Below are 15,855 nucleotides of genomic sequence, written 5' to 3' on the forward strand. Positions count from 1 at the left end.
TATTTCCTGGAAAATTGCTCTTCAGATTCTGACAGAACATCTATTACAAAATCACTTTCTCCTAATATCCGTTGATCGCTTTTTATTCGATCCTGGCCTTTCAACCTTATCTTCTTGATCTCATCCCAACCACCAAGACTTCTTATCAAGCCTCCTCCAACCAATTCAGGCCGCCTCCCGAGTGAAACCCCATCTTCCACATATGATAAATATTGTTTTCTGTCTTCACCCAATCTTTTACCAAAAAGCCTGAGAATATATTCTGTATCCTGCCATTTTCTTTTTTGATTACCCATCAAAGCACTATGGCCACAGTAGGGATAACGATTCAATGCTTCTAAATCAACTGCTATTTTGCCCCTCAATGGATTTAGATGTATATAACGAACCAATTCCAGCAAATAGGCATCTTCCTGGCATATGATGGACTTATACCTGTTCTGAAAAAGTTGTCCATGTCTGTTGTGCCTCCTGTTATAATAAATTGCATAGCCAGTTAAGAGACGTTTCATTAAAGTGGCAATGCCTGAGCGCATTATCAGCGAACCCAGGCACTAATTTAATGGTTCTGTTTTCAGCTATTCAATTATGAAAGAAGCACATCACTCCAGTCCTTCAGATTATTCATAAAGGTCTGGGAGCGTTTCTGTAACTCCTTTACCCTTCTCCACTTATTTGAGATCTGAAGGATAATGCCGCTCGCGAGAAACCCTGCCATTACCCCCTGGTAATAATCCAGCCAAGTTATATCCCCAATATTTATTGAGCAGCTTACATAGGTGCTGAAGACCGTGACTATTATTATAAGTATTAATGCTAACATGTTATGACTCCTTTCTTCATTGTGTAACAGTGAAACCTATTAAAAAATATACAATAAATATTGCTATGTATTTTTTTTTAAACTTTTTTTCGCTTTTAACCTTTCAATGCCCTATAATGCTATACTTTTTATCAATTATTCTCAAAGCTTATGGGATAAACCCCTATCGCTTAACAAATCTGTATATTATTATTGCAAATTGGATACCAAAAAAAGGTAAAAGGATAACATTTTTACACACAGGCAATTAGGCAGTGTTGATCCAGAAAGAGACAAATCAGTCAGCGGTCAGCTAATTCTTTGTTTTTAATGCGTTTTTCTGATAAATGCGGACAGCCCTGTTATGCTCAGCAAGCCCCTTTGAGAAATGGTGAGACCCGTCATTTTTAGAGACAAAATAGAGAAACTCTGTATCCGCCGGAAACAGCACTGCCTTTATGGAATGATACCCAGGGTTTGCTATTGGGCCTGGCGGAAGCCCTTTTATCACATATGTGTTATATGGGCTGTAGGCGGCAAGATCCTTTTTCCTGATATTACCTGAATAATCCTTCATTCCGTAAATAACAGTCGGGTCACTGTCCAGCCTCATATTCTTTTTAAGCCGGTTAAGAAAAACGCTGGCAATGAGCGGCCTTTCATCCGGGTTGCCTGTCTCTTTTTCTACTATTGAAGCAAGGGTGATAACCTCATGCAGATTTATTCCGCTTTCAAGTATACGGCCTTCAAGGGGTGCTGTTATTGTCCTGAATCTCATGATCATAGCATCAACAATGGCCTTTGCAGAAAGACCCCGTGCAAAGCGGTATGTATCAGGATAAAGATATCCTTCAAGCCCGGGGCCTATAAATCCATACATCTTCTCTATATCATGCTGATTCACATACTGAAGGAATTCTTCTTTAGTAATCAGGCTGTATGATGAAAGCACATCTGCAATCTGCGCTATGGTAAAACCCTCCGGGATGGTCACATTGTATGCAACAACCTCACCCCTTGTAATCATCTCCATGATTCTTTCAGGGGTCATTGAAGGATTAAGGCTGTATTCTCCTGCCTTTATCATGCGGCCCATGCCTTTTAACCTTACCCTGATCATGAATGCAAGGCTGCTTCTTATAAGCCCCTCCTTTTCAAGCAGATCAGAGATATTTCTAAGGTTCATGCCACTCTGTATGATGAATACCCTGTTGTCCCCATGATGAGCCATCGGGGCAGTCAGATAAAACCCTGTTCCGGTAATAATGCCAGCGACTGCCAGAATTGAAATGGTAACTGATATGATTAAAACCTTCTTTATTTTAAATACCGACATGGATCACCCTTTTCATATATATAAAATCAATGGCCCCTATTATCTTTCCCACCCATTAAGGGGGCATTCATCGCATTGAGGGATTTTTCTGCAATAGAGTTTTGCTGTTTTTACAATAAGGGCATGAAATTCATTAAAGAGCTCATGATCCGGTTCAAGGCTTGACATGAACAACTCCTGTATCTCATCATATGCAGCCTGATCATCTGCCATATTATGACGATTGAGTATCCTGTAGGTGTATGCATCAATAACAAACACCGGGTTATGCGCAGCGTACAGGATAATACTGTCTGCTGTCTCAGGCCCTATACCTTTAACAGATAATAACACTTCACGCTGAACATCAGCATCCTCATCAAACAACCTGAATATATCACCCTCATACCTTTCCATAAGCATGCTGACAAGATTTTTTAGCCTGGCCGCTTTAATATTATAATAACCAGCCGGCCTGATAACCTCTGCAAGTTTTTCTTTTGAGACCTCATGGATGGCTTGAACTGTGAGAAGGTTCATTCTCTTCAGGTTATTAATGGCCTTTTCCACATTTGTCCAGCTTGTATTCTGGGTGAGGAGAGCCCCTACCATCATCTCAAATGGCCCGTCACCAGGCCACCAGTACTGGGGCCCGAAACGATCAAACATCAGGCGAAACATCTCCATTAGTTTATTTTGAGTATATCCTGACACAATCCATCCTTTTCAATACACAGTAATTACCTTGACAGGCGGGGAAGGATACCTTAAATTTACGCCTCGTGTCAAACGGTCAGAATAAAGCCATCAGCTGTCAGCTGTCAGCCAGGGCTTTATTTTGAATGCCTTTTGCTAAACGCTTATGGCTGACTGCTTTCATACAAAAACAAAAGTTTTTATATGAACACAAATTTATAATAACTATTTTTTACAAGAGAAATTAACATATGGCCCCGGTTCCAAAACTTACATATACAAGAAACATAGGCATTATTGCCCATATTGATGCAGGTAAAACCACTACTACAGAAAGAATCCTCTATTACACAGGCAAGGTGCATAAGATGGGTGAGGTGCATGATGGCGAGGCCACAATGGACTGGATGCTTGAAGAGAGGGAAAGGGGCATCACCATTTCATCTGCTGTTACATCCTGCAACTGGGGCAATCATGTAATCAATATAATAGATACACCCGGCCATGTTGATTTCACCATTGAGGTAGAAAGGTCATTAAGGGTGCTTGACGGGGCCATAGGTATTTTCTGCGCTGTGGGCGGTGTTGAGCCACAGTCTGAGACAGTATGGCACCAGGCCGACCATTATAAAGTCCCCAAAATAGCATTCATAAACAAGATGGACAGGACAGGCGCAGACTTTTTCAGGGTTGTTGAGATGATGAAAGGGCGTCTCGGAGTAAAACCTCTTATACTCCAGCTACCCTGGGGTTCAGAAGACAGTTTCAAAGGTGTGATAGACCTCTTAAAGATGAAGGCTATTGCATGGAATGAAGAGAGCCTTGGCATGGAATACAGCGAGTTCCCAATCCCTGAAGAGCTGATGGATGAGGCGCTTATCTATCGTGACCATATCCTTGAGATATTATCAGAATACAATGACACCATAATGGAAAAGTATCTGGCAGAAGAGGAGATAGATATAGCAGATATTAAAAAGGCAATCCGCTCCTCCACAGTAAAGCTTGAATGCGTGCCTATTTTCTGTGGAAGCTCTCTTAGAAACAAGGGGGTACAGCCCCTTATCGATGCAATAGTCAATTACCTGCCATCGCCCATAGATGTGCCGGCCATTAAAGGGTGCCTGCCTGAAAGCGGTGAGGAGGAGACAAGGGCCTCAGATCCTAAAGGACCATTTGCAGCCCTTGTATTCAAGGTGATGATGGATCAGGGCAGGAAAATGACATTTATCAGGGTCTACTCAGGCACCCTTAATGTCGGTGACACGGTCTACAACCCTGGAAAAGGGGTTAAGGAAAAGTTATCAAGGCTCTTAAAGATGCACTCCAACAAACGTGAGCGCATAGAGACCGCATCAGCAGGGGACATTGTAGCGGCAATGGGTTTAAAGATCTCCAGCACAGGCGATACACTCTGCATTGAAGATAAACCCATCCTGTTTGAGGCGATAAATGTGAATGAACCGGTTATATCTGTTGCTGTTGAGCCCAAAAAGGTACAGGATCAGGATAAGCTCCTTGATGTGCTTGCCAAACTTACTGACGAAGACCCCACATTCAAGTATCGTATAGACGATGAAACAGGGCAGATAATTATCTCAGGCATGGGTGAGTTGCATCTTGATATCATTATCGGAAAGATAAAAAGGGAATATCAGGTAGATACAAACCAGGGCAAGCAGCAGGTGGTATTCAGGGAGACCATATCAAAGGATGTGGAGCATGAAGAGACCTTTGAAAGAGAGCTGGCAGGCCAGAAACATTTTGCCGGTGTAAAGATAAAGATATCTTCACTTGCAAGGGGAAGCGGAAACCAGTTTGCAAACAAATGCGCCCACCCTGCGCTCAAACAGGAATTCATTGATGCCATAAAAGAGGGCATTAACGAGGCCGCATCAGGCGGCATCATGATGGGTTACCCTGTTATTGATGTTGAAACAACACTTATTGATGTAAAGGTAGATGAATCTTTCTCTGACGCAATGGCATTCAAGGTGGCCGCAACAATGGCCTTTAACAATGCCTGTGTCAAAGGCGAACCACAGCTTCTTGAACCCATTATGAAAGTTGAGGTGCTGGTGCCTGATGAGTTTATGGGGGATGTAATAGGGAGTCTCAATTCAAGGGGCGGCAAGATTGAGGGGATCACTGCCAAGGGGCCTGTTCAGGTGATAGATGCAAGCGTGCCGCTGTCAAAGATGTTTGGCTACTCCACCTCACTCAGATCAGAGACCCAGGGCAGGGCAACCTACAGCATGCAGTTCAGCCATTATGACAAGGTATAAAATCAGGCGCAAGGCAAAAGGCTCAAGGCAAAAGGGTTAAAAATTATTCCATCTTTATCAAAAGATGCCCTTTTGCAACCCTGTCCCCGGCAGCAACAAGTATCTCTGCTACCTTTCCATCAATTTCAGCCTCGATTGCATTCAGCATCTTCATGGCCTCAAGCATAACAACTACATGCCCTTTAGATATTGTCTGCCCCTTTCGCACCCTGACCTCTGATATTACCCCCGGTATTACCGCGCGTATACCCTTTTGCCCGGCAGGCTCTTTTATTACCTTCCTGATATATCCATCAGGTATCTCAGTCTCATACCCTGTATCATCAATAATGAGACGCTGTATCTTCCTGTCCATTTTAATATCCTAAAGAGGCAGATTCCCGTGCCGTTTATTGTATTTAGCAACACGCCTTGTCTTGGCAAGTTCAAGCGCCCTGATAAGCGCATCCCTTGTGTTATGAGGCTCTATAATCATATCCACATAACCCCTTGAAGCGGCCACATAGGGGTTTGCAAACTTCTCCTCATATTCCTTTACCTTTTCAAGCCTTGTCTTTTCAGGGTCATGGCTGTTTGCTATCTCTCTCTTGAATATGATGTTTGCAGCCCCTTCAGGCCCCATTACCGCTATCTCTGCTGTGGGCCATGCTATTACCGTGTTTGCGCCAAGATGTCTGCTGCACATGGCAATATATGCGCCTCCATATGCCTTTCTCATCACCACAGTAAACTTGGGCACTGTTGCCTCGCTGTATGCGTACAAAAGCTTTGCCCCGTGCCTTATTATGCCTGAATGCTCCTGGTCTATGCCCGGCAGATATCCCGGTGTGTCCACAAAGGTTAAGAGGGGGATATTAAATGCATCGCAGAACCTTATGAATCTTGACGCCTTGTCAGATGCATTAACATCAAGAACGCCAGCAAGCACCCTGGGCTGATTTGCAATAATGCCCACCGGCCTTCCGCAGATGCGCCCGAACCCGACAACGATATTCCTGGCAAAATGCTCCTGCACCTCAAAGAAGTAAGAGCTGTCTACCACCCCCTTAATGATATCCTTTACATCATAGGATTTTTTCCGGTCATTTGGTAAAACATCCTGCTCTTCAAGGGGCTTAACTGGTGACTTGTATTCATCCTGATTAGGCGGCATCTCAGTGCTGTTGGATGGTAGAAATGAGAGCAGCGCCCTTATCTGTTCAAAGGCCTCTAACTCTGTCTTTGCATAAAAATGCGCATTGCCTGTTAATGCGGCATGGGTTACTGCGCCGCCAAGCCTTTCTGCATCTATCTCCTCGCCTATTACCGATTTTATTACCTGCGGCCCTGTAATAAACATATTGGAGATTTTATCCACAACAAAGACAAAATCGGTTAATGCCGGAGAATAGACTGCACCCCCGGCACATGGGCCAAGGATAAGGGAAATTTGAGGTACAACACCGCTAAGCTGCGTATTCCTGTAAAAGATATCACCATACCCGCACAGTGAATCAACACCCTCCTGTATCCTTGCACCGCCAGAGTCATTTATCCCTATAAGCGGTATACCCATATCCCCTGCTGAATCCATAATCTTCACGATCTTGCCCGCATGTGCCTTTCCAAGTGAGCCCCCTGCCACAGTGAAATCCTGTGCAAAAAGGGCAACAGCCCTTGCGCCCACCTTGCCGAAACCGGTTATAACACCGTCCCCTGCAAGTTTCTGTGACTCCATGCCAAAATCCTTTGCAGTGTGCTCCACAAAGAGGTCTGTCTCAAAAAATGTATTTTTGTCAAGTATTCTATCTATCCTCTCCCTGGCATTAAGCTTTCCGCTCTTGATCTGCTTCTGCGCTGATGCCTCACCCCCGCCCTTAACAAGACGCGAGGCGCGGGAGAGAAATTCGTTTATCTTTGCTTTTATTGTCATAAGTAAAATAACCTTTCACATCTTTTATACTGTAGTTTTGCAGAAATTTGTAAGCTCTCCTATCCCCTCAATCTCTACTGTAACCCTGTCCCCATCCTTCATATAGATGGATGGTTCACGAAATGTCCCGACCCCGTGTGGCGTACCGGTTAGGATGACATCACCCGGAAGGAGTGTGAAATTAAAGGAGATATAACTGACCAGATCAGCTACTTTGAAAAGCATCAGATCGGTGTTGCTATCCTGCATAAGCACATCATTAAGGCTGCATTTAATATAAAGGGACTCGGGCGCCTTTAACTCATCAGTTGTCACGATCCACGGCCCAATTGGGCAGAATGTGTCAAGAGACTTTCCCCTTACCCACTGCCCGTCCCCGAACTGGAGATCCCTTGCGCTCACATCATTTGAGCATGTATACCCGAAGATGTTTTCCATCGCCTTTGTAACAGGGCAGTTGCGGGTTTTCCTGCCTATTATCACCGCAAGCTCCGCCTCAAAATCCACCTTTTTAGTAATGGCTGTATCCCATATGATCTCTTTATTGTGACCTAAAAGAGTTGTCGAAAACTTTGAAAAGAGTATCGGCCTGTCAGGCGCCTTACCGTGGCTCTCCTTTATATGATCCAGGTAATTGAGCCCGACACATACTATCTTTGATGGCCTGGTGATGGCAGGGGCATAATCTATCATCTCAGTAGGGATAGGTGTGCCTTTTTTCGTTACCACTGGTGAGAGGGTAATAAAATCAAGCATATCACCGGAAAAATCAATTGGATAAACCATCCCATGATCAACCACCCCGAGCTGTACCAGGTCTTTATCCATGTACTGGAGAATCTTCATTCAAATAAAACCTTCCTTTAAAAGCAAGATGGTTTAACACATGGCAACATTCTCAGTCAAATTAAATAATTAGATGTCCTATATGGCAATATTCTGTTATAAAACCATTCATCTTACAGAATTGAGGAACATATATGGAATTGCTTGCCCCTGCGGGGAACCTTGAAAAACTTAAATGGTCGGTTATGTATGGCGCTGACTCTGTATATTTCGGCACTGAATTCGGTTCACTCCGGAGTTTTGCAGGTAATTTTACGCTTGCTGATGCACAGGCGGGCATAGATTACCTCCATAAGAGGGGGAAAAAAGGATACGTTACACTGAACATCTACCCATTTTCAGATGAATTTGAAAGGTTAACTGAAACCGCCCGAGCCCTTGATGAGATGGGTATAGATGCATTCATAATCTCAGACATGGGGGTATTAAGGGAGCTCAAAAGGCTTAACATCAAGGCAGGGCTCTTTATATCCACCCAGGCAAACACCACAAATTTTCAGGCAGCTTTAGCCTATCATGAGCTCGGCGCCTCAAGGGTTATACTTGCCAGGGAACTTTCAATAGAGAGGATCAGTGAAATAGTGCAGAAGACAAAGGGCATAATAGAGACAGAGGTATTCATACACGGGGCAGTCTGTTTTTCATATTCAGGCAGGTGCGCCATAAGCGATTACCTGACAGGCTACAGGGCAAACCGGGGTGAGTGCAAACACCCGTGCCGGTGGAAATATTATCTCATGGAGGAGACACGGCCAAATGAATACATGCCTGTTTTTGAGGATGAAAGGGGTATGTACCTTTTAAACAGCAGGGATACAGCCCTCTTTGAATTTATTCCTGAACTCATTGAAGCAGGGATAGCATCAGTAAAGATAGAGGGGAGGATGAAATCCATTCACTATCTTGCAACAGTGGTTTCCTTTTACAGGCAGATACTTGACGGCAAAAGGTTTACAAAAGAACAGGGCCTTGAGATGCTTAACAGGGTGCCCAACCGCGGTCTCTCAACCGGTTTCATGAAGGGGTACATAGACAAAAATGACTACCAGATTGAAGAGAGCGGCTCCTGTTCGGAATCTGTATTTGTGGGCAACATCACAGAAGAAAGATATGATGGCAAACCGGTTCTTGAGGTAAGAAACAAGATATTTGCAGGTGAGGAGCTTGAGGTGCTGAATACTGACGGGTCAATTACACAGATAAAGATGTCTTTACCTCTTATAACAAAAAACGGCCACAGACTTGATGAGGTAAACCACTCACAGTTCATACTTATTGATGAGGAGCTTGTGCCCTACACAATACTTAGAAGGATAAAGACTACTTAACTTTAAATACATTCTGCACAGCAGAGGCAAGCTCAAGCCTTGTGAATGGTTTAAGCACATAGGCGGAGAATCCTGCCGCGAGCGCCTTTTGCGCATCCACAAGGGGGTTATGTCCAGAACAGAGTATAACCGGCATATCCTTTCTTATCTTACGTATCTCCTCAAAAAACATCAGGGCGTTCATCTGCGGCATTGCCATATCAGTGATTACGAGGTGATACCTCTCCGGCCTTTTCTTTATAAGCTCCAACCCGTCAATGGGATTTGTCTCAGCATCAACAATATAGCCCAGACTTTCAAGCATGCGGCTGGACACCTTTGCTATCTGCTCCTCATCATCAACAAATAAAATCCTTTTTTCCAAAGGAAATCTCTTTATACCATTGCCATCATTAACAACTTTATCTTCATTAATACCCGGTAAAAGAATGGTAAAGGTAGTGCCCTTACCTTTATCGCTTTTCAGGTTTATTGAACCCCTGTGTTTTTTTACTATACCCTGAACAACCGCAAGGCCCATGCCTGAACCCTTGCCTACCTCCTTTGTTGTAAAATAGGGGTCAAAAATCCTGTCATGGATAGCAGAAGGGATACCCGGGCCGTTATCACTGATAACGATTTTTATATACTCGCCATTTGCAAGCAGTTCATTGTCATCAGAGGCATGGTTTACCGCAACATTTTCCATTTTCACACTAATTGTCCCGCCGCTCTCCTCCATTGCCTGGGCAGAATTTGCGCATAGGTTCATGATGATCTGGTTTATCTGTGTCGGGTCGGCAATCAGAAATGGATTAGCCACATTTATCTGTTTTTCAATCCTTATTGTTGCAGATATGGATGACCTCAAAAATTTTAGGGAGTCATTAACAACCGTAACAATATCAATTTTCTCCTTTTTCACATCAATGTTCCGGCTGAATGTAAGGAGCTGCCTGATCACCTCCTTTGCCCTTAATACCGCCTTTACTATCTCTTCAAGGTTTGAATGGGACTGACTCATCACAGGCACATCATCAAGACAGAGCTCTGTGTTCCCGATGATAATTCCGAGGATATTGTTTATATCATGGGCTATGCCCCCTGCTAGGGTGCCTATGGTCTCCATCTTCTGGGCATGGTTAAGCTTTAGTTCGAGCTGCTTGTTTTCCTGTTCTATGAGTTTACGCTCTGTTATATCCTGCCCTGTCCCTCTAATCAGATAACGCTCGCCATTTTTGTATTCATGTTTGCCAACATAGTTGGAGATATAACGTATCTCGCCGCTGGGTCTGACAATCCTGTATTCTATATAGTAATCCTCCCTTCCGACTTGCAGGGCAACCTTAAGACGTTCCTGGTCATCAGGGTGAACATAACTAAGATATTTTTCCGAGCTTATTCCCTGTTTTTTATCTATCCCGAAGATTTTATAGAGCTCATCAGACCACCAGAGTTCCTGGGCTTTGACATTATATTCATATGTCCCTATATGGGCGATCTCCTGCGTCTGCAGCAACCTCTTCTCGTTGAGGCGCCTCTCGTCTTCCCCTAATCTCTGGTCTGTAATATCCTGGCATATGCCATAAATACGGACTGCCTTACCATCTGCATCCTTCATTACCCTTGAACGGGTGTTCATATGCCTGTTGTTGCCCTGCTTATCTATTATTCTGTATTCAATATCATAGGGCAATGCGTTTTTTATGGATTCCTTAATCGTGGAATCCAGTCTATATGTATCTTCAGGGTGTATCCTATGTTCCATAATATTCAGGATCCTGTTTTCCTCTACACCCTCAACACCCCATATCCTTTTCAACTCATCAGAACAGCGGAATTCACCTGTTTCAATGTCCAGTTCCCAGCTTCCTATATGGGCAATGCGCTGGGTCTCGGAAAGGTCGTGCTGGTACCTCTGGATCTCAAGCTCTCTCTCTTTATGTTCAGCAATATTCCTGCAAAGGCAGATCTGCCATATCTCATTATCTTTTTTAAATGACTGCCCGAACAGCTCCACATTAACAAGGGCGCCGTCTTTCCTCCTGTGCATGGTTTCAAAGTTGACACGTGTATCCTGAATCACATTTGATGCCTGTTTTATCTGTTCAGGGGTAAAAAGGGTTTCCCAGTCCCATACATGCAGCTTTGCCAGTTCATCATGGCTGTACCCCAGCATTTCGGCAAATTTATTGTTTGCCGCAAATACCATATGCTCACCATTTATGATTACCAGTGGATCATTCTTTGATTCGAGTATATCTCTTAATTGTGCAGGGTTATTGATATAACCGGAAATATCGTTACAAAGGTCATTGCCCATTACCTGGCTAGATTCACTGATAATGGCTCTGTCCGGTGTGTCGGGTTTTCTGTCTGCCATTTTTAACCTCTGAAAGCGCTATTACATTTGACTGAGGAGATAAAGCATCTCAGGTAAAACAGAGTAACACAAAGAGGTAATTATCCATATAAAAAGGCAACAATCAATAGAAATATCATATTGATCATGTCAACGATTTAAAGGCCATTTGTTGGAATCGTAAAAAAACACAACAGAGCCAAATGAATAACATAACAGGTTCAATATGTTGTATTCATGGGTGCTACTACCAGAAGGTCTTTAAAGGAAAAATAATTATCGACAGAAAATTTCCAAAGGTTGTGCCCAGATTCGTGAGAACAACCACAAGGAGAATCCTTGTTATCTTATTATGCCAGAACCCTTTAACAGAGGTAATATCATCAGGCAGCGACTCAAAATCCCTCACCTTTGGTTTGCTGATCAGGACCTGCACAATGCCTGCAACCCAGCCCGAGGCGATGAGCGGATGTAAAGAGGTAAAGGGTGAAGAAAGGGCCGCAGCAATAATGGTAAGAGGGTGCGCAAATGCGACGGCTGCGCCTATTGCGGTAAAGATAAGATTTGCCGCGAGCCAAAACAGGAGCATCTCAGTGCCCACATCCTTACCCCCCATAAAAAATCCCGCGACTATAAGTGCAACTATCAGACCCGGTATGCCCCAGCCAAGGATCGCACCCCAGTGCCCCTTTTCAGGCTTTTTATCCAGCTCATTTAAATCAATACTTCTTTCCCATCCAGCCTTAATGCCTGGGACATGGCCCGCGCCTACAACCGCCACGATCTTTTCACCGGGTGCTGTCCGGATCTTTTCTGTAAGATACTGGTCCCTTTCATCTATAAGTATTGTCTTGAGCTTTGGCTGTGATTCGCCTATCTCGGAAAGGAGGGTCTCAAGCATATCCTTATCCTTGAGCTTTTCCACCTCCTCCTCACTTATGTCATCTACACCGAATATGGAGGCTGAAAACTGTGCCATGAGCTTCATTTTTTCCCAGAAGGTTATTGTCCGCCATGCCCTTGATAGAGTAGTCCTTATGTCACGGTCAGCCAGGTGTATCTTTGAACCGGCTGCCTCAGCAGATCTTATGGCCTGGGCCATCTCCTCACCCGGCTTTATACCCAGTTTTTTACCGATCTTTTTCTGTATGGAGGCAAGCATGAAATTGGCTAAAAGAAGGGTGGCCTTTTTTTCTTTAATGATCTTGTAAAGATCTGTATCCTGCCATTTCTGTTTCTGGGTCATGGCCTGAAATCTTGAATCGCACAGCTCTATACAGACTGTGTCAGGTTTTTCATCCTCAATTATCTCACGTACAAGGTCAGCGCTCTTCTGTGAGACATGGGCGGTACCGAGTATGGTGATATTTTTCCCATTATATGTAAGCCGATGTACATCGTTATTGTCGATCATTATGATTTCCTGTTTTAATAAAGTAAAAAAACAAAGCTGGTTTAATTACAGACCCACCGAGGTATGTCAAGAAAAATCACAGAAATGTAAAAAAGCAGCCGAATGGCAAAAAAAAAGAGGAAATATATATCTCCTCTTTTTTATCAATATATGCTTCCCAGAAAGCCGTTGTTTTAGGAGTGCGAATCTCTTAATAAATTTTTTTATAAATTGAGTAGCACATCAAAAAAGATTCACGCGCACCCGAGAAGCATCTATTGATGTTAACTTTATATATAGCAATGTGCGTGCCAAAACCAGAGTTAATTAATTTCTATTGTATTTTCAATATGTTGCCAAAATGACACGCATATTGCCATTTTTATGACTGCCATTTTCCCGACATTATGAAGGTTTTTATGACACCATTCCACATAAATAAAAACCTCATATGAATCACCAGTTAAATGCCACGCTCCCGTATATAAACCTCCCCGGTTCATTTACTATTGCCGGGTTTACCCCTGTTCCGCCTACAACATCCCACTCGTAAGAGTTGGCTACAGTATAAAGCCTGTCAAACACATTTTCTATCCCAAAATTAAAAACTACCGATTTATACCTGTATCCTATCCTTATATTCATAATATCCCAGCCTGTAATGGGCACCTCACCCGCATCCTGATCAATATGATCAGCATCTTCAGAGTGCACCCACTCTATGGTGGAATATAGTTCAGTATCTTCAATATCAAATGGCCTTGCCCTGTGAAAGTCAAGAGAGAGCCTTGTCTTGAGCGGCGCTATCTGCCCCAGCGCCTTTTCCCTGTTGTTATCCGGAAAACTGTCTTTGTAGCCCCTCTGAAGAGCCATTCCGCCATTCAAAGTAAAAGAATCGAGAATATCCACCCTGAATTTTATATCCCCTCCAAGAATGCGGGCATCTATATTTGTGTAGCTCTGATATACCGCTGAATTTAATTCCTGGTAAATGAAATCATCCAGATCCGAATAAAATGCCTTTGCGCTGATCTCCCATCTTTTATTTTCAATTGTGATACCCATATCATATTCACTGTTTGATACAGGCTTAAGGTCGGGGTTGCCAAAAAATGTTGCGCTGCCCTGTATGTAACGCTCCGCTGATGTAGGGGGCCTGTGACTTCCCCCTATCCCGCTAAATAGCGTAATGCCGTCGCGGAGATAGTATTTAGCCATTAAATAGCCGCCCGGAAGCGAGTCTCTCTGTTTATTTGAAGAGGTTATACCCTGTGTAAAAACAAGCTCTTCATCTGCCTTTTGACTGAACCTGTCATATCTTAATCCAATGCTAAAAGCCCATTTATCAACCCTCTTATCCGCCTTAAAAAATGCGCCCATATTAAAGCTCTTCACATTTGGTATGAGGTACCCGTTTAAAAGCGCCCCGGTCAGGCTGTTGTAGACATCACCCCACCACCTCCTGTGATATATATCAACACCATACATAATATCCGCATACCCTGTTTCAACCATGTTGCTGATGCCCCCGCCGGTGATAACCGATTCCACAATGTTATTTTTTGGCACAGGCACATTTCTAAAACCCTGAAAGGGGTAATGCTCTATGGCATTTCTGTAAATGAATAGAGTAAGCTTATCGGAAAAACCGCTAGCATTATCAATGGACAGGCTTATCTTACTGAACCTGTTTATCTCCTTTTCAGTATCAAATACCACCCTGGGTGTGAGGATGTCTCTCGCTTCGCCGTGTGTATGCTCAATCAGAAGAGATAGCTTTTCAGATGGTGTTATATTTATCTTTCCCCACAGGTCATGCTTTTTAAATGAATCTGCATTTATACCCGCATTATTATAGGATGCTGCAACCCCATCCCGCACCTGTGAGATGACATTACCAGCCCCATCTTCATACTGCCCTGATTTTGAATAATTATAGCCAAGCAGCCCTTTGACATATTCGTTTCCACCTGTAACCATAAAACCATTGCTTAAAAAGCTATAACTTCCGGCCCTTGATACTATCTCGCCGCTAAACCCTGAATCGGGCTTTTTGGTGATGACATTGATATATCCACCAAGGTACCCTGGTTTTGTAACGTCAAACGGCCCTTGCTTTACAACAAGCTCCTTAACAGTCAGCATATTGATGTGAGAAAGCGCAGGGTCTTTTCTGCTCCCGCATGCCCCTTCCAGTATCCCTTCATCAATAAGCACGTTGATATTCTCCTGCCCGAAACCACGTATGGATACCTCATTTCCATAACCGCTTTTCCTTATCATCTGCACCTCAACCATCTCATCTGACAATATCTCTGCCAGATCAACCACCTTGTGCGTTAAGAGCGCCTTATCTCCTATCTCACGGTTTTCGTAACTTATAGATTTTCCAAGAACAACAACAGGGGCAAGCTCATAAACCTCATCCCCCTGTTTATTTTTCTCCCTTTTGTCTCCTGCTTCTTTGCCCGAAATATTGTGGCATACAAAAACAAGAAGCAAAGTAATTAATAACATCCTGCCTGTTTGAAACATAAAAAACTCCTCCAATAACTATTTGTTAAGATTAAACAGTTTAATAAAATCAAGTTTTAGAAATACATATTCAGACTTGAAATAAAAAAGGAGGCGCCCTTGGAATGATACTTTTAAAGCTTTTACTGATGAATCCCTTTGAAATTGCCGCCTGCGCTTCCGAAAAACTGCTCAATATTTTAAGGATGACTACGGAGGTGAGGACAAAATGGCTTCTTAAAAGCTGATTAAGCTGCCTGCAAATGGGGCATGTATCAGGGTCATGGTTCTCTGTGTTGATAATGTTTAAGGCCTCCTCCTCTAATGGTATATAGTTCTTTTGCGAAGAAAACCAAAAACCCATTAGAAAAGGAGAAGGCCAGATGAAATTTTATACAAAGCAACACAAATACTATTGCGGAA

Annotated in this window: 11 protein-coding genes and 1 pseudogene; 2 read left to right on the forward strand and 10 right to left on the reverse strand. The window is 43.3% G+C overall.

Annotated features, from left to right (window positions below):
• The 4 genes and pseudogenes from GX654_06230 to GX654_06245 form a co-directional block, all read right to left on the reverse strand.
• A pseudogene (locus tag GX654_06230) lies at positions 1-539 on the reverse strand (transposase).
• Between the two features lie 47 nt (positions 540-586).
• Positions 587-823, reverse strand: a complete 237-nt coding sequence (locus GX654_06235) for a hypothetical protein (GenBank protein NLD36450.1) — start codon at positions 821-823, stop codon at positions 587-589.
• Positions 824-1,115: 292 nt separating this feature from the next.
• Positions 1,116-2,138 carry an endolytic transglycosylase MltG gene (gene mltG, locus GX654_06240; GenBank protein ID NLD36451.1) on the reverse strand — a complete coding sequence of 341 codons (1,023 nt, stop codon included), beginning with the start codon at positions 2,136-2,138 and terminating at the stop codon, positions 1,116-1,118.
• A 39-nt stretch (positions 2,139-2,177) separates the two neighbouring features.
• Positions 2,178-2,804, reverse strand: a complete 627-nt coding sequence (locus GX654_06245) for an endonuclease III domain-containing protein (GenBank protein ID NLD36452.1) — start codon at positions 2,802-2,804, stop codon at positions 2,178-2,180.
• Positions 2,805-3,064: 260 nt separating this feature from the next.
• On the opposite strand from GX654_06245, the gene fusA reads away from it, so the two are divergent.
• A complete protein-coding gene (fusA, locus tag GX654_06250) occupies positions 3,065-5,098 on the forward strand; it encodes an elongation factor G (protein ID NLD36453.1) in 2,034 nt (677 codons plus the stop codon).
• 43 nt (positions 5,099-5,141) lie between these two features.
• Here fusA and GX654_06255 read toward each other — a convergent pair whose 3' ends face one another.
• From GX654_06255 to GX654_06265, 3 genes are read right to left on the reverse strand one after another with little or no spacing between them, the layout of a single operon-like run.
• Complete coding sequence (locus GX654_06255; protein ID NLD36454.1) at positions 5,142-5,453, reverse strand: acetyl-CoA carboxylase biotin carboxyl carrier protein subunit; 312 nt, start codon at positions 5,451-5,453, stop codon at positions 5,142-5,144.
• Between the two features lie 9 nt (positions 5,454-5,462).
• Complete coding sequence (locus tag GX654_06260; protein NLD36455.1) at positions 5,463-7,010, reverse strand: methylmalonyl-CoA carboxyltransferase; 1,548 nt, start codon at positions 7,008-7,010, stop codon at positions 5,463-5,465.
• 24 nt (positions 7,011-7,034) lie between these two features.
• On the reverse strand, positions 7,035-7,856 hold the full coding sequence (locus GX654_06265) for a fumarylacetoacetate hydrolase family protein (protein NLD36456.1): 822 nt from the start codon (positions 7,854-7,856) through the stop codon (positions 7,035-7,037).
• A gap of 134 nt (positions 7,857-7,990) precedes the next feature.
• Between GX654_06265 and GX654_06270 the strand changes: the two genes are divergently transcribed.
• Positions 7,991-9,184: a U32 family peptidase gene (locus GX654_06270; protein ID NLD36457.1), complete on the forward strand. Its 1,194-nt coding sequence runs from the start codon at positions 7,991-7,993 to the stop codon at positions 9,182-9,184.
• On the opposite strand, the gene GX654_06275 is transcribed toward GX654_06270, so the two are convergent.
• The 3 genes from GX654_06275 to GX654_06285 all read right to left on the reverse strand — a co-directional run bounded on the left by GX654_06275 (position 9,177) and on the right by GX654_06285 (position 15,453).
• Complete coding sequence (locus tag GX654_06275) at positions 9,177-11,546, reverse strand: PAS domain-containing protein (protein NLD36458.1); 2,370 nt, start codon at positions 11,544-11,546, stop codon at positions 9,177-9,179. The two genes, GX654_06270 and GX654_06275, sit on opposite strands and share 8 nt — an antisense overlap.
• Positions 11,547-11,772: 226 nt before the next feature.
• On the reverse strand, positions 11,773-12,942 hold the full coding sequence (locus tag GX654_06280; protein NLD36459.1) for a TraB/GumN family protein: 1,170 nt from the start codon (positions 12,940-12,942) through the stop codon (positions 11,773-11,775).
• A gap of 432 nt (positions 12,943-13,374) precedes the next feature.
• Complete coding sequence (locus tag GX654_06285; GenBank protein NLD36460.1) at positions 13,375-15,453, reverse strand: TonB-dependent receptor; 2,079 nt, start codon at positions 15,451-15,453, stop codon at positions 13,375-13,377.
• Positions 15,454-15,855: the final 402 nt, after the last annotated feature.

Origin of the sequence: Desulfatiglans sp., assembly GCA_012513605.1 — a bacterium.
GTDB lineage: Bacteria > Desulfobacterota > DSM-4660 > Desulfatiglandales > HGW-15 > JAAZBV01.